The following is a 24179-nucleotide window of genomic DNA, read 5'->3' as shown; positions in this document are numbered from 1 at the left end:
ATAAAAAAGTACCAATTAGAGTGAAGAGTATTTCAAATTAATTCCGGAAGTGGTACTTTTTAAATGAAAAAGTCATATTAAAAATGACTGAAATTGAATAGTATGGCTGCCTTTGCAGAAAATGTGTATACATATAGGCACTTTGTCGTACACGCCATGTATTACTTCGTATATGTGTAACAGTTACACATCTTTTTAACATACATCACCTCCCCGCATAACTCCCCGCCGACGAGGTCACCGGCCGCCGGTTCACCACATGCAGCAGGTATTCACCGGAACCGGTTTCCATGATATACCGGCCTTCTTTATACCCCTTCTCTATCGCTACGGCTACTCCGTTTACGGTAACATCTGAAGTGGATTCTGCGGGTGCATAAATAGTAGCGCGGCAATTGGCAGGTATCCGCACCCGCAGGGTAAACGTGTTGTCTTCCTTCTTCCAGTCGCTCACAATTTCCCCGTAAGGAGAAAGGTAGCTGGCTTTGGCGGAGGTAACATCCCCCACAGGTTCCGGGCGGATCACGATATCGCGGAAGGCAACGCTGCCGGGCGCCTGGCGGATGCCGGCAAGGCCGCTGTAAAACCATTCCATCAGGTGGCCCAGCATAAAATGATTGTTGGAAGCATCGCGATAGGCCTGCCACGATTCGGTGAGCGCAGTGGCGCCTTTGGCGAGTTGCAGCCCGTAACCGGGAACATCGCTGCGACTGTTCATATCAAAGATTACATCTGAGCGGCCTTCGTCGTCGAGCACGCGGAGCAGGTAGCGGTAACCAATGTCGCCGGCAGTGATACTGTTGTTGTGCTGACGGATATCCGCCACGATGTTTTCCACTACGCCGGCTTTATAACGGGAATCTGTTAGCTGCATGTATACCGACATGGCGTTGGCGGTTTGACTGCCCGTAGCATATTGTTTAGTGCTGTCGTTGAAAAAGGCGCGGTTATAGGCCTGCCTTACAGCTTCGCTTTGCGATTCGTACTTTTGTGCGTCTGCTGTTTTTCCTAGTACGGTGGCTACTTTCGACAGGATGCTGAGATCGTAATAGTATATAGCCGTAGCCGTTATACCCTTTGGCGTGAGCTGTGATTCGCCGGGGAACTTGGGGCCAATGTCGTACCAGTCGCCCAGGCCGTGTGACAGAATATGATGATTTGATTTTTGCGAGAGATAGCTTACGTAGCGGGTCATCATCGGGTAACTTTCTTCCAGTACCGATTTATCGCCGTACCATTGATACATGTACCAGGGGAGGATGATGCCGTTGCTGCCCCATTCCGGTGAGTCGCGGAAGCCGTCATCGAATTGCACATACTCCGGGGCGATGTCGGGGATCAGGCCATCTGCGGTTTGTGCATGGATCATATCACGCACTACTTTGCGGCAAAGTGCGGCAATGTCGTAATTATAACGGATAGAACTGCCTACCAGGTGTGCTTCTTCCAGCCATCCCAGTTTTTCGCGGTGCGGGCAATCGGTAAACACGCTTGCTGTGTTACTGCGGATGGCCCAGTCGATCAGCTTAAAAGTTTTATTAAACAATTCATTGGAGCAGCTGAATTGCCCGATGGTGGGCGCTGCGTTGCGGGTATGCAGGCTATACAGTGTTTGTATTTCCGGCAATCCTGCAGGATTGCTTTTGCCGGCAGGCACGGCGCCGTCGATTTGGATATAGCGGAAACCATAGTACATAAACTGCGGCTGCCAGGATTCTGTACCTGTTCCCTTTAAAGTATAATTAAAAAATACCGGGCTGCCTACGGCGGATTGATCTGCCAGGCCCTTTTCCGTGATCAGTTCAGCAGGCGTGATACGTACCACCATTCCTTTTTTTCCTTTCAGGGAGATGGCAGGAATGGCGGACGCATTTTGCCCCATATCGTATACCCAGGTGTTAGTACCGGTTTGTGTTATTTTAAGCGGCGTAAAGCGGTCGAATATTTTCAGGGGAGCTGCGTTTTGCGCTTCCAGCTGCGGCGGCCCGGTTACCGTTACGGCGGGCCGCCAGGAAGCATCGTCGAAGGAAGGAGTGTCCCATCCTGGTTGTTCCAGGGTGGCGTTATAATCTTCTCCGCCGTAGATGCTGGAAAAAGTTACAGGACCGGGTGCTGCTTTCCAGGTAGTATCGCTGATAATATTTTCCGTGGTGCCATCATTGTATTGCAGATGCAGCCGGCAAATGAGTTGCGGGTAGCCGAACGCGCCGGTGAGTTTACGGTATCTTTCACCGGGCACATAAAAGAAGCCGTTGCCCAGCATTACACCGAGTGCATTGGTACCGGTGTGTAGTTGTTCCGTTACATCAAAGGTAACATAGAGGGCATGTTGATCATATTTTGTCCAGCCGGGATCGAGGAAATGATCGCCTGTTTTTTTTCCATTGAGATGAAGATCAAACTGACCCAGTCCGCTGATATAAACAGTGGCCTTTTGCAGTGGTTTGGCGATATTGAATTCCTTTCTCAGCAGGGGTAGTATGTCTTTCCGGTACCGGTATTTTGGGGCGTTGTCGTTGGTAATAGCGGGAACGATGCGTGCAGTATCCGGCATTTTCTCATAACCGATCCATTGCGCCTGCTGCCAGTCGTGCGGCGAAAACAGGCCCGTATGCCACTGCGCCGTTTCACTCCATGCCGACGGCTTTCCCTGCTGATCCCATACCATTACTTTCCAGTAGTAGGTAGTAGCGGGCAGCAGTGGTTTGCCGTTGTAAAGTACCTGCACCGACTGATCCGACGGCACCTTTTTTGAATCCCAGATGCGTCCGCGGTTTTTATCCAGTGCAGTGGGATTATCCGCTACCAGTACGCGGTAGGCGGTTTGCCGGATGTTGGTGCCTTTACTTCGCAGTTGCCAGCTAAGCGCGGGGTGCGGGGCATCTATGCCCATGGGATTATCCTGGTATTCACATAGCAGGTGTTGTAATGAAACAGGTTGCGCAACAATGGTATGGGTAATACCCAGGAGCAGCAACAAGAGCCATGATTTCATCATCGTCAACTGTTTTTGATATCGGTTAAGGGATCAGATATCTATGATCGCCTTTATCACTCCGTTACGGGGATCCAGCCAGGTGGGAAAGGCGGTTTTTACGTCGCCAAATTTCACCCGGTGGGTAATGTATTTATCCGGATGCACCTGTCCTTCTCTGATACAGCGGATCACCTGTTCAAAATCTTCGCGGGTAGCGTTGCGGCTGCTCATCAGGGTGGTTTCCCTTTTATGAAATTCCGGATGGGAAAACTGGAGCAGGTCTTTCTGCAACCCGATGAGTACATACCGGCCGCCATGTGCCAGGTAATAAATGCCGTTGTTAATGGCTTTCTGGTTACCGGTGGCGTCTATTACTACTACCGGCATATCGCCGCCGGTAATATTGCGCAGCTGCGTGGCTACGTCTGCAGCGGCATTAATCGTAAAAGGAATGCCCAGCATTTGCTGTGCAAACTGCAGCCGTTTATCCTGGATGTCGGTGGCAATTACCTGTGCGCCGGCAATGCGGGCAAATTCCATGGCGGCCAGGCCGATGGGGCCAGCACCCATTACCAGTACGAACTCACCGGGTTGGACGGCTGCCCGGCGGATGCCATGTGCGCTTACCGACAGCGGTTCCACCAGTGCCAGCTGTTCGGCAGTGAGACCATTGCCATGCACCAGCAGGCGTTCCGGCACCGACAGGTACTCTGCCATGCCGCCGTCTTTATGCACGCCCAATACCGCGATATTTTCGCAGCAATTGGGTTTGCCGTTGCGGCAGGCAATACAAACGCCGCAGTTTTCATATGGAATAACCGTTACCAGCTCCCCTATGTGAAAGCTGGTAGATGTTATGCCGTCCAGATCTACAATTTCACCAGCCAGCTCATGCCCGAGGATGCGGGGATAATTAAAATAAGGCTGGGTACCTTCAAAAGCGTGCAGATCGGTGCCGCAGATCCCTATTTTGCGGATGCGGATAATAGCATGCCCAGCCTGCACCTGGGGCATTGCCTGCAAACCATATTCAAAATTACCGGGAGTAGTACAAATGAGTGTCTTCACCATAATTAATTTAGAAAAAAAAATCCGTACCCGGACGTTTTATTTTCACCGGTGGATAACAGCATGATATTCAAAGAAACAGGATTAAAGAAGATATTTCTTATAGTATATTATCCTGTCTGTGATATATATTGATTATTCCCGGTGAAAAACCCTTCAAGGGTAAGCTATATGTCATCCGGACACTTAATATTATACACTTGCATTTTTACATAATTTGGGTATTTTTACTATCATGCGCGAAGATATCCCCGAATTGCAAAACAAAATATACACCGGTGATACACAGGCATTTAAAGAATTGTACGATGACTTTTGCGCGCCATTACTCCAATTAGCCCTGGCGATTGTTCATTCCAGGGAAATGGCGGAAGAAATAGTTGCAGATGTGTTTATTGCCGTATGGAAAAAAAGGAAAAGCCTTCACCAGGTAAGCAACCTGAAGTGGTATCTCTATGCAGCCACCCGTAACATTGCGCTTAACTATCTCCGCAAATATGCCCATAAAAAAACGCTGCATCTTGATGAAGCCTATTTATTGGAATATGAAATAAATCCCGAAGCGCAACTGATCAGCAATGAAATGATGCGGCATATTAATACGGCCATCAGCGAGCTTCCCCCACAGTGCCGCCTCATCTTTAAACTAGTAAAAGAAGATGAGCTCAAATACAGGGAAGTAGCCATGCTGCTTAACATCTCCATAAAAACGGTAGAAAACCAGGTAGGCATCGCGTTGAAAAAACTCACTAAAATAAAGTCCTTCCTCACTACGCCGCTTCCGGGCGACCAGTAATCTTTCTCAAAAAAAAATTCCTGCCCTCTTGGGGGTATTATCTCCTTCCGGTTGTCTTATACCCCGAAGTGCCCTTCGTCAACCATTTTCAATAGTACTATGAGCAACGACCGTATATGGATATTACTCGGTAAACAGTTCAGCGGCGATATTTCACGTGAAGAACTGTCAGAACTGGAAACATTGCTGAAAGATGATCCGGAGGCTGCCGCTTCGCAGGAACTTGCTGCCACCATCTGGCAGTCGCCTATGCAGGAAGTGACTGATATGCAGCACAGTAAAGAACGTATATGGGAAACTGTGAACCCGCAACTTCCCCGCAACAATATACGCAAACTGGTAGCGATGGCAGCGGCAGCAACAGTGCTGACAGCAGCCTGGACGCTGTGGCATTTTACGCGCACCACGGCCCCTGCGGTACAACAACTCAGCTCCGCTCCCGGCGGAAAATCGAAGGTGATACTTCCCGATGGTTCCATCGTATGGCTCAACAGCAACACGCAGCTTTCTTACGAAAAAAACAGCTTTGGCCAGCAACAGCGGGAAATTACACTTACCGGTGAAGCCTTTTTTGATATCGCCAAAAGCGAAGGCGTTCCTTTTATTATTCATGCGGGGAAAGTAAACATCCGCGTACTAGGCACCGCGTTTAACGTGAAAGCCTATACGGGCGACAGCGCCGTGTCCACTACGCTGGTCCGTGGAAAAATTGCGGTATCGTTTGGCGGAAAAACTGTGGTAATGCAACCTGAAGAAAAACTAATGGTTCCGGCAACCCGGCTGGCGCCTGTCTTGCAGCAAAAACACCTGGAGAAAGACAGCAGCGGACAGCTCCGCGAAATATCCTGGCTGAATAATAAACTGGTATTTGACAACGAAACCTTTGGTGAACTGGCGGTGAAAATGCACCAGTGGTACGGGGTTACTATACACTTTGAATCTGCCCAACTGCAACAACTCCGGTTTTCCGGCATCATCGATACAGAATCAATAGACGAGACGTTGAAAATGCTGCAGCTATCGCGGCCCTTCAATTTCCGGATCAACGGGAAGGACGTCCGCATCAATAATTGATACCGTATTTATCATCTTCAAAAATAAATGCTATGACATAAAAACATTACAAACCCGTTCTTTTAACTTTCGTTCACCCTCTTACATTCCATGTTATGAAGATAATGTTCCTATGGACTTTTATTAAAAGTCTGCATGGCAGGCTGCCTGGTATACTCATCCTGGCCTTGCTGCTAACCGGTATCACGCCGGTATACGCCACCTCCGCCACCCAGGAAAAGATCAGTATCTCCCTGGAGAAAGTCAGCATTAAAACAGTGCTGAAGGCTATTCAACAAAAAAGCCGCTACCGGCTGATCTACAACGACGATATTTTACCGGAGAAACCGCCGGTATCCATTCACGCAGAAAATGCTACCGTAGAGCAACTGCTCACTGAAACCCTTTCCGGTACTACGCTTCGTTACACTGTACTGAACGACAACGCTATTGTAATTGCATCCAGAAATATCATCGCCGCCAAATTAAGCGGCATTGTAAAAAATGAACACGGCGATCCGCTGATTGGTGTTTCCGTAAAAGTAAAAGGTACCAATATTGGTACCATGACCAATGAACACGGTCGTTTTGAACTGCAGGCTGCCGCCGGCGTTACGCTGGTATTCAGCTATGTAGGTTATGAACAAACCGAAGTGGTAAGCACCGCCGATCCCATCAACATCATCCTGAAAGAAAGTGCCAGCGGATTAAATGAAGTAGTGGTGGTGGGTTACGGCACACAGAAGAAAACTTCCTCCACCGCCTCCGTGGCAGCAGTACAGGGTAAGGAGCTGGCAAAATCGCCGGTAACCAATATCTCCAATTCGCTGGCAGGAAATGTTTCCGGTATCAGCATGCGTCCCAATGGCGGCCAGCCTGGCAGGGATAATCCTGATATTCACATCAGGGGTATTGCCACCACTGGTAACAATTCACCACTGATAGTAGTGGATGGTATCATCCGCAATAACATCAACGAGATTGCGCCCAGCTCCATCGCCTCCGTGACGGTATTGAAAGATGCCGCCGCAGTAGCCCCTTACGGATTGGGTGGCGCTAATGGTGTAATCCTCATCACCACCAAACGCGGACAAACAGGTATGCCGTCGTTATCGCTTAACGCTTATTACGGTTGGCAAACGCCCACTTATTATCCTAAAATGCTGAATGCACAGGACTATATGCGCCTGCGTAATGAAGCCTATATGAATGAAAACCCCGGTGGCGCACAGCAGCCATTCTCCGAAGAGCTGATCAACACGTATGCAGACCTGAACGCCAAAGATCCCGATAAATATCCCATCAGCAATACCAAAGACCTGGTGCGCATGCGCGCGCCGATTCAAAACTATAACCTGCAACTCAGTGGCGGCACCAAAGTGGTGCGGTACTATGCCGGTATTGGTTTCCTTAAACAGGATGGTATGTTTGACCCGATCAACTACAAACGTTACGATTATAATGTAAACATGGAAGTGAGCGCCACGTCCACCACCACGGTATCACTGTCGCTTATTGGCGCCATTGAAAATACCAACAGTGTAGATGCTGCCACTACACCCGGGCAACTGTTCCGTAGTGCATATAAACTGATCCCCATCACCAACATGTATTACAGTAATGGCCTGTGGGGCGAGTTTGCAGGCAATACGCCGGTAGGTATCCTGAAAGCAGGTTACTCCCACCGCAATGCCACTTCGCTGCTCACTACCCTCGCCGTGGAACAGCAACTGCCTTTCATTAAAGGGCTTAGTATTAAAGGTACTTTCAGCTATGATCCTAACGACTTCACCGTGAAAGGATGGCATACGCCGTTTTACTTTTATTCGCAGAATACCTCCACTAACCCCTACTCATATACGAAACAAATATCCACTTCGGAAGGAAGCGCTGCACCCTACACCTGGCTGAACCAGGAGTATTCAAAGAACCAGTTCTATACCTACCAGGGATTCCTGAACTATCATAACAGCTTTGGCAAGCACGACTTCACAGGACTGCTGGTAGCAGAAGCCCGCAAGAATGACTCTACTGGCTTCTCTGCCCGGCGGAATAATTTTGCGGTAAACATCGACGAGCTGGGAATGGGCAGTTCCAACAAAAATGATTTTGATAACAATGGCTCTACTATTACCGGTAGTCAACTTGGTTTTGTATACCGCGTAGGTTACATCTACGATCAAAAATATCTTTTTGAAGCAGCCGGCCGGTACGATGGTCACTATTATTTTGCGCCTGGCAAACGCTGGGGTTATTTCCCTGCTTTCTCCGCAGGATGGATTATCTCCGAAGAAAAATTTATGAAGGAATCGTCCCTCTGTGCTGAACTATCTTAAACTCAGGGGTTCCTGGGGAAAATCGGGTAACCTGGCCGGATCTGCGTTCCAGTACCTGAACGGTTATAATTTATACGGTAACGCCTATGCTTATGGCAACGGCAATATGGTACAGGGTTCCAACATCAGCAGGGAAGCCAATCCCAATATCACCTGGGAAATATCTACTAAAACAGATATTGGTATAGATGCTACTTTATGGAAAGGTTTACTTACACTGGAAGTAGATTATTTTCATGAAAGAAGAACAGGTATGCTGCTGCCGCCGGCAGTAACGGTACCGGTAGAATACGGCCTGGGGCTGTCCGACGAAAACCAGGGTATTATGGAAAACCGTGGTATTGATATTTCCGCGGGTACCAGCCACCGTTTCACCAATGGCCTGCAGGTAAACCTGAACGGCAATTTCAGCTATGCGAAGAATAAAATGATCCAGGTGTTTGAAACTGCTGCCACACGTGATAATCCCAATCGCAGCAGAACAGGCCGGCCCACCGGCACGCAGTTCGGCTATCATGCGCTGGGATTGTTTTCCCAGGGAGATGATAAAAACAGCGATGGTATCATCAACAGTGACGATGGCTACAACGTTACCCAGTTTGGCGTGCTACATCCCGGCGACATCCGCTATGCAGATATAGGCGGTCCCGGTGGTAAACCCGATGGTAAAATAGATTCCTATGATGAAACAGTAATCGGCAACCCCGTGTATCCTTTCATCACCTACGGTTTCACGCCCAGCGCCTCCTGGAAAGGATTTGACCTCAGCCTGTTTTTCCAGGGATCTGCGCTGGCCAGCCTGAACATCCGTGGTTTCCAGACGGTGCCGTTTAACAACAACAACAGTAATTCAGCTTATGAATACTACAACGACCACTGGACACCGGCCACGCCCAATGCAAAGTATCCGCGTGCGAACCAGTCGCCCTACGCTAATAATACACAGAACTCCGATTTCTGGATGATGAAAACGGGTTATCTCCGCTTAAAAACTGCCGTGCTGGGATACACCCTTCCTCCCAATATTTCAAAAGCTATGAAGATGCAGAGTGTCCGTTGTTATTTCTCCGGGCAAAACCTGCTCACCTTCAGCAAAATGAAATTCATGGATCCGGAAGTAGGCTACACCGACCTGGAAACAGCGTATCCTAACCAGAAAGTATTTGTGTTTGGACTCAATGTCACCTTTTAGATTCATCCTGTTAAATAAAAATATTATGATCCGCTTCATACATCTGTTGCCCGCCGTTATACTGCTGCTCAGTATCCTGTCGTGCAAAAAAGAATTCCTGGAAAATACCGACAAGTCGAAGCTCACCGACGAAACCCAATGGAGTACAGAAGGGAATGCCGATCTTTTCCTGAACGATATTTACAGCGCATTACCGAACTACTGGAACCAGCCGGAAAACCTGGATAACTTCACCGACGACAACGACGCCGGCTTTTATTACACTTCCTACAACTGGAAACAGGGCATTGTGGAACCTTCCTCCAACGACTATACTATTTGGGGAGGCATCACGGGTTCCGGCGATCTCACCAACTGGACAACCATCTTCACTAATATCCGCAAATGCAACACCTTCATTACAGAGGTGCGTAATAACGCTGCTAACTTCTCGCCCGAGTGGCTGAACAAACGGCTCGATGAAGCCCGTTTTATCCGCGCCTTTTTTTATAGCGAATTGTGGATGCACATCGGCGGATTGCCTATTATTACCGTGCCCGCCGACAGGCGCACCATGGACAGCGCCGCCATTTACACGCCCCGGAATACTTTTGCGGAAACAACAGACTTCATCACCACGCAACTGGATTCCATTGCCAAAGATGGTTACCTGCCGGCTAAATACAACAAGGGCGACGCAGATGCTGGCCGTGCTACACTGGGCGCTGCGCTGGCCTTAAAAGGATGGGTGGAATTATATGCCGCCAGTCCTGCTTTCAACGCCGCACAACCTGCCGCAGGCAACGACCCGCACAAAGTAGCCGGTTACAATAACTTCGATGCGCAGCGCTGGAGTAAGGCCGCCGCTACTTTCAAACAGTTCATCGACCTTTATGGCAACGGTAAATCATACGAACTGTTTCCCGAACCTTCCGCTATCTGGTACGAAGCCAATGAGTACCATTCGGAAGTAGTGTGGGATCGCCAGGTAGTAGCCAACACTATGGGGTCTTCCTTTGAACAATATGGCGGCCCGGTGTGGATCAATGGCGCTTATTATACCTGGGGCAACTACAACCCTACCCAGGAACTGGTAGACCAGTTCAATATGGCCAATGGCAAACCCATCACCGATCCCACTTCCGGCTATGATCCGCAACACCCTTACATAGGCCGCGAGAAGCGTTTTTACGACTGGATCGTATATGACGGCGCGCCTTATAAAATGAACTGGATGGATAAAGGCGACACCATATACACCCGCATTGATAAAGTACGTCCTTCCAAAAACCAGATTGATTTTGGCACCGATGACGTAAGCAATACCGGCTATTATTTTAAAAAGCGGCTCAACCCACTGGTGCGGCCCGGCGGTGGCGCAGTAAGCGGCGCCAACTTTATCTACTACCGCTATGCCGAAGTATTACTGGGATATGCCGAAGCGCAAAATGAATCCGCAGGCCCCGATGCCACCGTATACAATGCCATTAACCAGATCCGCAAAAGAGCTGGGTTGCCCAACCTGGCGCCGGGATTATCTCAGGCAGAGATGCGGGCTGCTATTTATCATGAAAGACGCGTGGAGCTCTGTTTTGAGAACAAACGCTTTTATGACATCATTCGCTGGAAAACCGTGAGCACGGTGATGAATGTGGATAAACATGCCATGAAGATCACGAATACGGTGCCCAATAACAACTCAGGGGTATGGAAATACGAAATTGTGCCGTTGAACCACCCGCATGTGTTTACCTCAAAAATGTACCTGAACCCGGTACCGCAGGATGTGATAGACCGTAACCCGAAGATTGTGCAGAACCCAGGATATTAAGAGATATCTATTAAAAAAAAGTTGCAGGCAGGTCCTGCAACTTTTTTATTTTATATGGCTGTGTGTAAGAATGAGGTGATTAGGAAGTATTTGTAACTTATATTTTTGCAATCGTCTTATGCACATTTTTCTTCTCTTTTTTCCTTAATTCTTTATTTGTACTGATATTATACGCCTTGCCTTTCTCCGCCAGCAAAAACCAGCTGAGTGCGGGTATTGTATTGTTTGAGTGCAGCTCCAGCCTGATAAACAACTCATCATTAGGAAATTCTTTATTATGAATAATACGGCTTAAACGGGTTTCATCGATACTGATCTCCGCGGCGAATTCCTTTTGCTTCTTTTGCACGGCCCGGATATAGGCAGAAAGGAAATAGCCGAAGTGCAATGAGCCCTGGTATTCCAGTGATTCAATTACGCTTTCCATCTGGTACTTAACTTGCAATAAGTCTGCTCTGAGGTGATCGGCTGGGGTCATTTTATTCCACTGCTGCATACGAAACGCTGCCATTTCTCTATCTGCAGCAGTTTTTTCTTCTTTGGAAAGGCCGTGAGGATAAATGTTATCCACAGATAGTTCTTCACTTATTTTCTTATTCTTCTTCATAATTAATCGTTTTCCAAATAATCTGTAATGAGAGTAATAGAAATTTCACCGTCTAGCATAGAGCTGTGCTCCCATTGGAGAAAAAAAATATTTCCTCATATAATGAGATATTAATACCGTCTTAGGTATCAAAAAAACAAAACCATTAAACCCTTCTTTAAATGACAGTTTACATGCAAAAGCAATCAAACAACCTGCCAGCCTATCATACACCTTAAAATCACCTCTATTCTCCCGTGACAATTCCAACAATCTTATTTCACATCTACGCTCTGAAGAATTAATTTGAACAGACATCAGTCCAAGAATATAATCATCATTGATAAATGTGATTTTATAGGTTTCAATTTCTACTTCCCTTTCCCAATCAAAATCAAATCTCTTCTTTGTGGCGCCTGTTAACTCCACTTTTCGTAGTAAAGTTATACGAGCCTCTTTATATTTGCCCGATGCAGTATGTAGAACTCTTATAAAGTTATGTAAATTTATTCTATTTGTCAATTAATTGATAAAAATCATCAATTAAAAGAATAAATGACCCAACTTAAAAGCAACTGTATTGCGGCTGAAGCATCATTAATTATTACAAAATGGGAAGCAATATGCGTAGTTAATTAACTGATAAGAGGAAATTCCCCGGGGTTATACAAAGTATAAAACAGCTGAATATTTAGTTTAATTAAATATACACAGATATCGCAAATCAGTACTATGCAATTAATTAAATTCAAAACAAAAAGCCATCAATAACGACAGCTTTTGGGGTTAATCTTCGGAACAGTCTCTCTCTCACTCTACCATTCTCCTCACCCCTTCCGTCATCCACACCTTCACCCCGCCCTGCGCATCCACATACACCAGGTATGCATCCAGATCTTTCCGTTGCGCCAGGAACTGTTTCGTTGCCTCTACTCCCATTACCATAAAAGCGGTATCATATCCGTCTGCGGTAATAGCATCTTCAGAAAACACCGTAACGCTCAACAGCGAATCGGGTGTGGAGTAGCCGGTTTTGGGATGAATGATATGCCCGGATACAGTACCGTTTTGCTCATAGTGATCGCGGTAATCACCTGCCGTGGTAGCAGACCTGTTATACAGCCGTATGGTAGCCAGTTGCTGATCGGGATGCAATGGGTTATCGATGCCAACGGTCCACGACTTGCCGTTTTTAAGCCCTTTACAGCGCACTTCTCCGCCTATCTCTACCATGTAATCGCTGATGCCGTTGCGGTCCAGTAATACGGCTAAAACATCCACACTATAGCCTTGCGCAATGCCGTCGAAATCGAGGCTTACGCCTTCCTTTAATTTGCGCACGCCGGTTTCATCAAAACGGATATTGGAAAAGCCTACATATTGCAACAGGGAATCGGCCTTTTCCCACCACGGGGTATGTGTTCTTTTGCCCTGCCGGTAAGCGGTTGTGAGCGGCATGACAGTAGGGTCGAAAGCGCCTCCGGTAGCGGCGTATATCTCGGCGGATTTTTTTAATACCGGGTAAAAATAAGGCAGCTGGAATTCAAGGGAGGTAGCGCGGTTAAATAAAGAGATCTCGGAGTCTTTCCGGTAAACAGACAGGCACTGGTCGATGTCTGCTAAAATTTGTGTTATCTGCGGCGTGAAATCCCGCTGCTGCACATCCGCATATTGAATATGCCAGGTAGTGCCCTGCGCGCTGCCTTCCAGGTGTATCATGGAAGGGGCAACGGCGGTATGCAACAGCAGCAGGATATAAACGGCGTACATGTTTAATTTTTAAGCAGGTCCATCAGTTCGGGGAGATGATCGGTGTATACACTTCTCGGGCTGCCGTGGTATTTATTGGCCACATAGGCGGCAAAGCCTACTACTTCTCCCATCATACCACAGGTGCGCATTACGCGGGTACTGCCAAAGGCTACATGCGTGGTGCTGATATTCCGTCCTGCCATAAACAGGTTGTTGATATTTTTAGAATATAAACAACGGTACGGAATGGTATACGGGGCCACCCTGATATGTTTGGTGCCGGCAAAAAATTCCTGTCCTTCAAAATACTTTTTGTTGACAGGATCCGGGAAATGCAGGTCGATGGTCCAGGTGGCGGTGACAGCGCCATCCGGGTACATTTTACCTTCCTGTATATCCATCTGGGTGAGCACATGATCACCGATGATCCTCCGGGATTCGCGCTTACCGCCGATATAGGCTACCCAGGCCAGTTGCTGTTTGCCATATTTTTCGGGCTTGCTGTTTTTAAGATAGGACCAGTTACCATAAATCGCGCGCAGGTTATGATCGCGGATTTGTTCGGCTTCCGTGATGGTATTGAAATTACCAAAACCGGTTTCCCATTCCCAGTCGGCCTTAGACGCATCAATATGATATTCGTCTGAAAACTGCAATGCCCAGGGCGTGGCAGGGAAAGCAGTAACGCTGTCTGTTGGCAGGGAGGCCCACAAGTTAGAAGTGCCAAGTGTAAAGCTATCTGGCTTCTCTGCGGCGAGCGATTCGCCTGTTTCTTCTTTGCTTTCTCGGCCCATCCTGAAGGCGGCGCCGGCAAGATAACCTATCGTGCCATCGCCGGTACAATCAGAGAAATAAGTGCCGGTAAAACGTGTTTCCTGGTTGCTCGCAATATCACGGCCGGTAACCGCTACAATATGATCTTTCTCTTTTTCTACTTTGAATACATAGGTATTGAGGAACAGGGTAAGATTTTTTTCTGCTTTAACGATGGCTATTTTACGGGCATCGCCATATTCTTTTGCATCGGGGTTACCGTTACCGGGATCGCCGTTATCCATTTCCCTTACAATGCGACCCAGCTTGGGATAGTAATTTTTGTCGATATCGCCCATCAGGTGCACCCGTATTTCCGAGCTGTTGTTACCGCCGAGTACGGGTCTGTCTTGTATCAACGCTACTTTCAAACCCATGCGGGAAGCGGATATAGCGGCACAGGTGCCGGCAATGCCGCCACCTACTACCACGAGATCAAACGGGCCGGCCTCTTTTGGCGCGGCCGTTAAATGCAAAAGGTTACGCCGTAATGCGCTCAGTGCGGCCGCGTCATCCGGCGGGGTAAATTTCCCGGTGGTAAACATCAGGGCATCACAACGGCCATTAAAACCGGTGAGGTCGCGCAAGGCTATTTTTGTGGCGCCGGCAGCCACGGTGATCTCGCCGCCGTCGTACCATTTCCATTTGTCGTTGCCGCTTTCCCCAAACACCGTTTTCACCGGTGCATCATTCACTACCACCTGGAATTTTCCTGGTCCCTTCGGGAAGGGCGCCCAATCTTTTGTGCGCACCCATAAATGATAAGTACCTTTCTCCGGAAAATTGACGGTAGTCACCGCATCTTTTACCGGGCGGCCCATGCCGTGCGCCATCAGGTAGGAGGAACCCATTACGGGAAACGACTGCTGGTCGATGACCCAGCCGCCTTTTTCTGTAAAGGATTCTGTTTCCACAAATACCCGCTGTTGCGCCTGCAGCCAGGGTGTACATATACACAACAACAGGATGGTGAGCCAGCTATTTTTCAGTTGGATGAAGCGTTTGTTCATATTCATGCATCTTAATTTTTACGGAATGATTCACCGGCTGCTGTTGTAACAGCAACGCATGGATAGCGGCTGCCCGTGTGGCATCGGTGTTTTTCAACTGGTTGGCCAGCTGCTGTATCGCCGCATCCGGCAAGCCGGGTGTAGCCTGCAATGCGGCCAGTATTAAACGGAACTGTTCCTCGTTGGCGCTGCCGGCTGCATTGGCGAGTTGCTTTGCCATTGCGTTGCTCAGTGGCACGGTGGCCAGTTTACGCAGCATGGTTAACTGTAACGGGTACACGCTTTTAGTGTAAGTATCCCACAACCACGACTGTGCCTTGACGCCGCTGATAAAACCGGGATGTACCTGTTGCAAAGTATACCTGGCAATAAAAATATTTTTGCCATTAATCAAAGTACGGATATCATTTTCAAAACCCGGCATTATCCTCCCGTTTTTATCCATCACCTTTTCAAGTGCTTTATACTGATAAGCGTGATTGGAGGAAGACAGAAAACGATGCAGCAGTGCGGGATTGATATAGGTATCTGTAATACGGGCGATTTCATCTGTCACGGTACCGTGCGCGATATGCCACAAGGTATAACAGGTGTACACGGCGCCGGAAATCACTTCATTTTTAATGGTTTTCAGCGTAGCGCCGGTGCGGGCATCCACCGAATCGCTGAGACTTTCCGTTCCCGGTACAATGAGGTCGGTGATAGCCAGATCAGCCAGCAACGAATTGGGCCGGGCCAGTATGTCCTGCAGCTTTTCATAATCGTCGCGTTTAAATTCTTTGTGATCCAGCTTTGTTAATACTTCCTTTCCGGGCAGATCATAACGGATATAATTGCCCAGCAGGTCCCAGTAAAGGTTGATGTATACCGGTTTACATTCTCCCGTATAACAAACCGGCGTAAAAATATGCCGGTAATAGTACAGTGGCCTGTTATCCCGGTCCAGCGCCAGTTGCAGCTCATAGGCAGCAGTGTCGCGGATACGGTATGTTTTATACGAGGCAGCCACCGGTAACAACGAACGGTTACCCAGCACGTCTTTCACGGCGCCGGTATCAACGGGATTTTTCCCGTTGGCTGCCTGGCAACACCACATCAGTAAACAGACCACTGTATATTTCATGCCGCTCCTTATTTATATTCCAGCCATGCAGTAGCGTGGCAGTTTTTATTGCTGGTAAAACGGATCCATCGTGCTTCGAAGCCATCGGGGAACTGCCAGTTCAGCGTTTCTCCCGGGGCAACGGTAACGGTTTTATACTTCATCCAGGCGCCGTTGCCCACCGGGTCGATGTCCAGGGTAAATTCAACCGGCGCGGCAGCATCATGCGATAATTGCAGTTGCCGCTGTGAATAAAAACCAATCAGGTAAGGATCTGATGCCTTGCCTGCTTCCACCGCCTCATCTTTCCACGGACCGCCGCGGCCCACCGGCCGGCCCAGCTGCCAGAGATCATCGATAGCGCCTGCCCATACCATCGCTTTTTTATCTTCCGATACAATGATATGTTCGCCGGCTTTGGTACCGGGAGCAATGCCTGTCATTACCAGCATACCGCGGTAAGCGGCGTAGTCGTTGATCCGGAAAGGATGCGATGCTACCGGTCGTATTTTCGCGTAGCCGTCGGCGTTTTCCGCAGGCAATTCATAGAAGGTGCCCATACAATTAAACAGGTCCCTTTCTGTTGACACCTCGCGGCAAATGCGCAGAGCGGCTTTCCCGGTAAGCCCGGCGAAGGCTTCGTCGCCTAATGGCAACCGCCATCTGCGGCCTTTGTCGTCTACAATCAATACAGCGCCGGCTTCCACTGTCACCGCCTGTTGCGGGATGGCGAATTTCTGCCGGATAAAGTCCGCCGTTTTAGGATCGTCTTTTTTTATCAGGTCCATATTAGCATCCAGCTCGTAATAGCCTTCCACTGTAGCGTCGCCATTTTTATACGACTGTGCCAGTATGCCAAGTGCGCGGCGATCGTTACCTAAACCATATAATAATCCGCCGTTGGAAACGGCATCGGTTACTTTGCTTAGTCCGCTAAAAATAGCCGCCGGGGCTGTTTTGCGGGCATCAATGGCAGCATAAAAGAAATGCGCGGTGGCAACTACCGGTTGTGCGGCAGTGATGCGGATCCATTCTCCCGGCATATCTTCCGGGAAAATAATGTCACCGGTTTGCCCGGGCGCTACGGTTACTTTTTGCGCAACACTCCAGTTGCCGTCGCCTTTATCTGTTTCCAGCGTGAACTCCACGGCACATTTGTCGTTGTGGGTGATGCGCGCGCTGCGGTGAGGCCAGCCGGCAAAAAGGAAAGGCTCGGAAGGCTGTGAGGGTGTTACGGCTTCATTCAGCCATACGGCGCCTTCGGCGGTGTTGGGTCCCAGCGCATCGGGTTGTTGCAGGGAGGTAAACCAGAGATTGGAATTTGATTGTCCGGGTCCTTCAATACTTCCTTTGGCGGTACGCTTGTTGAGAAATTCTTTTTGTGCGGCATCGTCACAACCAAACACCAGTTGATCGTGCCAGCGGGTGAAGTCGCCGATCACTTTCAGGTAGGCACTACGGGGACGGATACCCGCAGTATGCCCGGTAGAAAACTGTCCGGGGAAATGCCAGAACAGGCCGTGCATGGTCATGAGGTAATCCGGTTTATTGTTGGCGCCGATATCGCGGATACGCGGCCATTCGGTGTTCCAGCCATGTGCGCCGTCGTAGCTGTGACTGGCCTTTGGCAACCGGAAAAAGCTCCATTTGCCCTGGTCGCGCAATCCGAGTAACACCGATTTATGATCCCAGCTCGTTGCCCATATGGGATCTGTGGCCGGATTTTTATTTCCGGAGATACCGCCCGGGCCGGTGATTTCCGTGAACTGGTTCCGGCGCACCACTTTCCAGTCCTTCCCATTCCATTCCGATAACGACCCGGCTTCAATATCAAACTGGGTCAATGCTTTGGGCCCGGGTTCCCCGTTGTTGGAATAGATCATTACGCCCTGCCCCGAATACAGGCCTTTACCATGCGCTCCCGGCAACAAGGCGGAAGGTGAGTTGGCGGTAGTGTCTGCGCCTTTTTTGTTTTTTACATTTCCATCTTCATATAATAAAGTAGGCTGAAGGGTTTTTACATCTACTTCATAAAAACCTTCTTCCATAGTGCCATAGTAAATTTTGCCGGCGGGATCTGTAAGATGCCTGGCGTTACCGGTATGCCGTCCGGGCATTGCAGTGTAAGGGATGACGCGCACCTGGCCGTTTTCTCCAATCGCATATGGCCCTATGAACAACTGGTGGCTTTCCGGGTGGATCATGCGGTTGGCTGGTGTGCCGCCAATGCTTTCGCTGCGTACCACCTGTTTCAGGTCGGGGGTTATTTCATACAGTTTATCAGATGAACCAAAAGGCAGGTGCGGGCCATAAGTAATTACCCACAGTTTCCCCGCCCACGGCACTACTGCACCGGTACCGCATTCTCCTTCCTTGTTATACATCGCCAGTTGCGGGTAAATACCGCTGAACGATCGCGGCGCCGCGGCTTTTTCACTTTTACAGGCAGCTCCCAATATACCGATGGTTATTAATACTGCTGCCAATCTATTTCTTTGTGTCATGTGCTGGCTTAATAATTTGGGTTCTGGGTGAGGTGACTGGTCAATACTTCTGTAGATGGAATAGGCCACAGGTATTGGCGCGTGGCATCAAACTTTCGCACGGTGATCTGTTTTACCAGACCGGCATTATACATCGCGGTAAAATCTGCTATACCATCTTCATCGATAGCCGGCGTTTGCGGGAAGAACCATAATCCAGGCTGCACTATTTTTGTGCGCAGGTCCGCGGGTTCCAGCAAACCATAGTTTGCTTTGTTCAGCACTTTTTCTGCCAGCTTCCAGCGGATGATATCCATGTAGCGGATGCCTTCCAGCGCAAACTCCATTCTTCTTTCCGTACGGATAATTTTACGCAGGGCAGACTGATCTGCCGTAGTCACCGCAGGATACCCGCTGGTATTGGTGTACACGGTACCATAGGCGCGTGCCCTTACTTTGTTAATAGCATCGCGCACCAGCTGATCTGTTTCTCCCAGCTCTGTTTTGGCTTCTGCATATATCAGCAATACATCTGCAAAACGGATCACGATATTATCCGGTTCTGATTTCCAGGAGTTGAGGAGCCAGTCGCCGTCAATTCCTTTTTTCCATAACAACCCGTTGAACGATGCGTACTGTGCAATGGTGCGGGTATCTTTATTTTCTACGTATTTATTGTCTGATACGGATCTTACTTTCACGGAGTCCGGGTGCGGCTGGAAAATATATCCCAGGTGCGGTGTCTGAAACTCCACGATGGTGGCGGCACAGCGCGGATCACGGTTATCAAACGGGCGGCGGGGATTAAATAAAGGGGATTCATCTACCGGTAATCCATCTTTACATAAAAAACTGCAAAAGAGATCCCATGACGGATCTTTGGCAGCCCAGCCACCGGCGTTACGCGATACATAATTCTGGCAATCGTCGAAAGTAACTTTTAAGGTCACGGATCTTGGCAGGCCAAAAACTGTTTCGGTGGAGTTTTTTGTCTTCGACAGGAACAAGTTACCAAAATTATCGTGCAATTTATATACATCGAGATCGATACATGCTTTAGCGGCGTCGCGTGCAACGGCCCAGTCGCCCATATACAGGGCAATACGCGCTTTCATGGCCAGGGCAGCGCCTTTGGTGGCACGTTTCAATTCCGATGTACCGTAAGTGGTTTTCAAGGTAGCGGCAGCGGCATCAAAATCTTCATAGATCTTTTTCAGCACCGTGGCTTTGTCTGTTTGCTTCAGCTGCAATGCCTGGTCGATATCGAGCATGGAATCGGTGTAAATAATATTGCCGTAATGCGATAACAAACGGGAATACATACACGCTCTTACAAAGCGGGCCTCTGCGGTGTAGTTGTTGATCTGGTCGGCCGACAACACCTTATCGGCGCGGGAAATGCTTTGCAGGATGTTGTTGGCGCGGGCAACGGCTTTGTAGGTATCTGTCCACCACTTCTTTACAAAATCAGTTTGCCCATTGATGGTAGCGCCGGTAATAGCGGTAGTAACGTCGCGGTAGATCCAGTCGTCGGTCCACTCATCGTCGTCCTTCATCCAGAAATTGATTTTATACAATCCGTTGAGCGACATTTCAATTTCTTCCGCATTGGAATTCCAGGTTTCACTGGAGCCGTCGGACAGCGGGTTCAGATCCAGGCTGCCGCAGGCGCTGAAGAAAAAACAAGTGATGCCGGCTATGAGAATAAGTTGCTTCATGTTCGTGGAATTTAGAATTTAACAGATGCGCCAATAACATAACTGGTGGTAATAGGATAGCCCAGCGAAGGTTGTTCAGGATCCCAGCCTTTAGGGAAATTATGCACCGATAAAAGATCGCTAACGCTGCCGTATATACGAACACCTTGTATGCGGATCTTCTTTACCCAGTCGTTAGGCATGGAATACCCCACACTGATATTTTTCAGGCGGAAATAGGCGCCGTTGATCAGCCAGAAATCGGACATGGCGTAGTTATTGCCTGCGGAAGTATTGCTGTAACGCGGATACCGGACTGCTTTGTTCTGTTCCGGCGTATTATATTTGCTCCAGGAATTGCCATCGAGGATAGCCGGGAAATTGCCGAAATTTTCCATGAGGGGCCGTACCATATCCACAGTAAGCCTGGAGTTTTGTTTGCCTACGCCCTGGAATACGATACCCAGATCCCAGTTGCGGAACCCACCCTGCAAATTGATGCCATATTGGTAGCGGGGCAACGAACCACCCAGTAATACGCGGTCGTATTCGGGGGATATTTTGCCATCGGGTACGCCATTCGGACCGCTCACATCGCGGTAGCGGATATCGCCGGGCCTCACATTGGCATTGAGCTTGGCCGATTTATCTACTTCATCTTGTGTCTGGTAAATTCCATCAGATAAATAACCATACCATTCGTTAAATTCACTGCCTTGTCTTTTTATAGAATCTCCGAGGAACTGTGTACCACCCAGGTCGCCCATTTTTGATACAAAGTCTGCTACGTTCACGGATACACTATAAGTGAAATCACCGATGCGATCGTTCCAGCCCAGTTGCGCTTCCCAGCCGGTTGTAAACATTTTACCGGTATTCTGGTAAGGATTGTCGAAACCAATGTAATCAGGGATTTCCAGCTCCAGCAGGATATCGTCTGTTGTCTTCTTAAAATAATCACCGGTGAAACGTAACCTGTTATTGAGGAAGTTTACATCAGCGCCGAGATCCCATGAGTGGGTGGTTTCCCAGGAAATATCACGGATCGCATATTGCCACTGTGCGGCAGATTGCGCGGATACGGCGTTGTTGCCTTTATAGAACAGGGAGTTATTTTCAAAGCGCAGCAATGCCTGGTAAGGGTAGTTACCGATACGTTCGTTACCCAGCGAACCCCAGGAAGCACGGAGCTTTGCAAAGGATAACCAGGGCGCGGTGGATTTCATAAATTTCTCTTCTGATATTACCCAGCCGGCAGAAAAAGAGGGGAAAGAACCCCAGCGGTAGCCTGCAGCAAAACGGGAAGACGCATCATAGCGGATATTACCCTGGAACAGGTATTTGTCTTTATAGCTATAAGTAACCCTTCCAAACCAGGAGCGGTAAGCATTTTCATATGCGCCGCCGCTGTTGTCGCGGAACTCCAGTGGTCCCAGGTTGAGGTAGGGATAGTTGCTGAGGATATATTGGCCACGGGAAGCGCCCAGATCTTCATTGAATGCCTTATAAAATTCATATCCGCCCATCAGGCTGAAGCTGTGGTCTTTGATCTGTTTACTATAATTGGCAATAAACTGGGTGGTATAGCGGTAGTTATCGTTGCGGACTTCTTCCAGTTTGGTTTCCGTAGCGCCTTCAATATATCCCGAAATGATGTTGGGATTGTTGAAAGACGTATACGGCACTTTGCGGGTAAATTTCTTTCCTTTATCGAAGTTAATAAAAGGCGATACGACACCGGAAATTTTCAATCCTTCTATGGGCGTAAAATCGATGCCCACCTTTCCGCCAAGCTGGTTATACCAGTTGTTGTTAAAGCCGCCATACTTTGTTTGCACGTATATATTCGCGCCGTCTTTTCCCGCGCCGATGCGGCCGTCGGACCACATGGCCGCGTAAATAGGCGGCATGATACCCATCTTGTACATTGGGTCAACGACGGGTTGTTTAACGATAGTGCGTTTGTAATTCACGTCCACGCTGGCGGTGAGGTATTTATTGATGACGATGTCGTTATTGATACGTGTGGTGAGGCGGTCGTACGAGCGGTCGTCGTACAGTGCGCCGATTTTATCATATACCAGTGAAACCCTGGAGCGCAGTGCCTTCCCGGCGCCGGCAATGCTGAGTGCATGGGTTTCGCGGGGTGCGCTGTTGTTGAGGATCATGCCTCTAAAATCAGTATCCGGATATTGATCCGGATTTTGTGCATGCAATGTGGCGTAGTTATCCACAATATCTTTGGTATAGGTAGGATATTCGTTGGCGTTATTACCATTATCGTTCCACCGCAGCTCATTGGTAAGTTGCATATAGCGTACGGCATTGGCATAATCCGGCAATTTGGTAGGCTTTTCCACCCCGTATTCATAGCTGTAGTTCAGGTCCAGCTGCCCGCTCTTTGCGCGTTTGGTGGTGACCAGGATCACGCCGGCGGCGGCCCTGGAGCCATAAATAGAAGCAGAGGCGGCGTCTTTCAATACCGAAATATTATCGATATCATTTGGGTTGATGGAGTTGATATCATCTATGGGTACGCCATCGAGGATGATGAGCGGTGTGGCGCCGGCATCAGAAATGGTGGTGATCCCTCTTACGCGGATCTGCGCCACGGCGCCTGGTGCGTTGTTGGTACGGGTAACCATTACGCCCGGCACAGCGCCCTGGAGTGCCTGCGATACCTGCGTGGTTTTGCGGGAAGCGATGGCATCGCCTTTCACGGTAGACACAGCGCCGGTGAGGTCACTTTTCTTCATGGTGCCATAGCCGATTACCACCAGTTCGTCGAGTGCGGTGTTGGCGGCTTTGGTAAGGCGAACGTCCAGCTTATACTGCCCATTCACGGTGATCTCTTCTTTATTAAACCCGATGTAGGAAAAAACGATCACGGCGCCATCGCTGATATTGGAAAGCCGGTATTCGCCCGTTTCGCTGGTCACAACGGCGTTGCTGGTTCCTTTCTGCAATACCGTAACGCCGGGCAGCGGTGTATTGGAATCGTCGGTAACCCGGCCGGTGATGGTCATTTGCGGGATCATCAATTTCAGGAGGGGCGGAAGTGTGAGCGGCGGCCGCTGCTTCCTTACTGAAATAGTTCTGTCCAGGATGGTAAAAGTCATCCCCTGGTCTTTCAGGGCAGCATTCAGCACTACCGCCAGCGGCGCGTTTTCCACGGAGAGGGTCACCGGCTTGCTGTTTTGCAGCAGCTGGTTGTCGTAGAACACCACGTATCCCGTTTGTTTTTTGATGGCGGCAAAAACTGCTTTGAGTGATACCGACTTACCGGAAAAACTGACCGTTTGCGAAAGGCCGGCGGCACTTACGTTCAGGAGCAGTAATGTGAACACAATCGTTAACTTCATAGCTAACAGCATTTTGGTTGAGCATAGCGTGCGATGCCAGGAAACCCTGCTGCCTGTCCGGGAAATAACGCTCCGGGTAATAGCAACAGCTGTCCGGCTGCAAAGAGCGATACAATTAATTTGCATACATTTGCATTGTTTG

The 24179-nt window shown here is 48.9% G+C and carries 15 protein-coding genes; 5 read left to right on the top strand and 10 right to left on the bottom strand.

Annotated features, from left to right (window positions below):
- Nucleotides 1–205: 205 nt before the first annotated feature.
- Entirely contained in the window at nucleotides 206–2998 is a 2793-nt protein-coding gene (locus QFZ48_RS18810; protein ID WP_429063225.1) for a family 78 glycoside hydrolase catalytic domain, read from the bottom strand.
- Between the two features lie 30 nt (nucleotides 2999–3028).
- Nucleotides 3029–4048, bottom strand: coding sequence for a zinc-binding alcohol dehydrogenase family protein (locus QFZ48_RS18805; protein ID WP_429063224.1), 1020 nt, complete (start codon nucleotides 4046–4048; stop codon nucleotides 3029–3031).
- Nucleotides 4049–4280: 232 nt separating this feature from the next.
- Here QFZ48_RS18805 and QFZ48_RS18800 point away from each other — a divergent pair, with 232 nt between their 5' ends.
- The 5 genes from QFZ48_RS18800 (at nucleotide 4281) to QFZ48_RS18780 (ending at nucleotide 11232) form a co-directional block, all read left to right on the top strand.
- Nucleotides 4281–4841 carry an RNA polymerase sigma-70 factor gene (locus tag QFZ48_RS18800; RefSeq protein WP_370908109.1) on the top strand — a complete coding sequence of 187 codons (561 nt, stop codon included), beginning with the start codon at nucleotides 4281–4283 and terminating at the stop codon, nucleotides 4839–4841.
- Between the two features lie 99 nt (nucleotides 4842–4940).
- On the top strand, nucleotides 4941–5915 hold the full coding sequence (locus QFZ48_RS18795; RefSeq protein WP_429050546.1) for a FecR family protein: 975 nt from the start codon (nucleotides 4941–4943) through the stop codon (nucleotides 5913–5915).
- A gap of 95 nt (nucleotides 5916–6010) precedes the next feature.
- Nucleotides 6011–8230, top strand: a complete 2220-nt coding sequence (locus QFZ48_RS18790) for a SusC/RagA family TonB-linked outer membrane protein (protein WP_429063223.1) — start codon at nucleotides 6011–6013, stop codon at nucleotides 8228–8230.
- The gene (locus QFZ48_RS18785; protein ID WP_429063222.1) at nucleotides 8214–9422 is read left to right on the top strand and encodes a hypothetical protein; all 1209 of its coding nucleotides are present in this window, start codon (nucleotides 8214–8216) and stop codon (nucleotides 9420–9422) included. Before QFZ48_RS18790 ends, QFZ48_RS18785 begins: the two co-directional genes overlap by 17 nt.
- Nucleotides 9423–9447: 25 nt before the next feature.
- Nucleotides 9448–11232 (top strand): RagB/SusD family nutrient uptake outer membrane protein, encoded by a 1785-nt coding sequence (locus QFZ48_RS18780; protein ID WP_429050549.1) that lies wholly within the window; start codon nucleotides 9448–9450, stop codon nucleotides 11230–11232.
- Nucleotides 11233–11329: 97 nt separating this feature from the next.
- On the opposite strand, the gene QFZ48_RS18775 is transcribed toward QFZ48_RS18780, so the two are convergent.
- The 8 genes from QFZ48_RS18775 to QFZ48_RS18740 form a co-directional block, all read right to left on the bottom strand.
- Nucleotides 11330–11839, bottom strand: coding sequence for a hypothetical protein (locus tag QFZ48_RS18775; protein ID WP_429050550.1), 510 nt, complete (start codon nucleotides 11837–11839; stop codon nucleotides 11330–11332).
- A gap of 45 nt (nucleotides 11840–11884) precedes the next feature.
- Nucleotides 11885–12247 (bottom strand): hypothetical protein, encoded by a 363-nt coding sequence (locus tag QFZ48_RS18770; protein WP_429063221.1) that lies wholly within the window; start codon nucleotides 12245–12247, stop codon nucleotides 11885–11887.
- A gap of 381 nt (nucleotides 12248–12628) precedes the next feature.
- On the bottom strand, nucleotides 12629–13588 hold the full coding sequence (locus tag QFZ48_RS18765; RefSeq protein WP_429063220.1) for an FAD:protein FMN transferase: 960 nt from the start codon (nucleotides 13586–13588) through the stop codon (nucleotides 12629–12631).
- Nucleotides 13589–13590: 2 nt separating this feature from the next.
- The gene (locus QFZ48_RS18760; RefSeq protein WP_429050553.1) at nucleotides 13591–15399 is read right to left on the bottom strand and encodes an FAD-dependent oxidoreductase; all 1809 of its coding nucleotides are present in this window, start codon (nucleotides 15397–15399) and stop codon (nucleotides 13591–13593) included.
- A complete protein-coding gene (locus QFZ48_RS18755; protein WP_429063219.1) occupies nucleotides 15362–16516 on the bottom strand; it encodes a hypothetical protein in 1155 nt (384 codons plus the stop codon). The genes QFZ48_RS18760 and QFZ48_RS18755 overlap by 38 nt, the downstream gene beginning before the upstream one ends.
- Nucleotides 16517–16524: 8 nt before the next feature.
- A complete protein-coding gene (locus QFZ48_RS18750; RefSeq protein WP_429063218.1) occupies nucleotides 16525–18999 on the bottom strand; it encodes a hypothetical protein in 2475 nt (824 codons plus the stop codon).
- An 8-nt stretch (nucleotides 19000–19007) separates the two neighbouring features.
- On the bottom strand, nucleotides 19008–20696 hold the full coding sequence (locus QFZ48_RS18745) for a RagB/SusD family nutrient uptake outer membrane protein (RefSeq protein ID WP_429063217.1): 1689 nt from the start codon (nucleotides 20694–20696) through the stop codon (nucleotides 19008–19010).
- An 11-nt stretch (nucleotides 20697–20707) separates the two neighbouring features.
- Nucleotides 20708–24037 (bottom strand): TonB-dependent receptor, encoded by a 3330-nt coding sequence (locus tag QFZ48_RS18740; protein ID WP_429050557.1) that lies wholly within the window; start codon nucleotides 24035–24037, stop codon nucleotides 20708–20710.
- Between the last annotated feature and the right edge of the window lie 142 nt (nucleotides 24038–24179).

The organism is Chitinophaga sp. W2I13, assembly GCF_050434005.1.
Taxonomy (GTDB): domain Bacteria; phylum Bacteroidota; class Bacteroidia; order Chitinophagales; family Chitinophagaceae; genus Chitinophaga.
The sequence above is the reverse complement of the archived record's forward strand: the minus strand, read 5'-3'. Positions and strand labels throughout refer to the sequence as shown.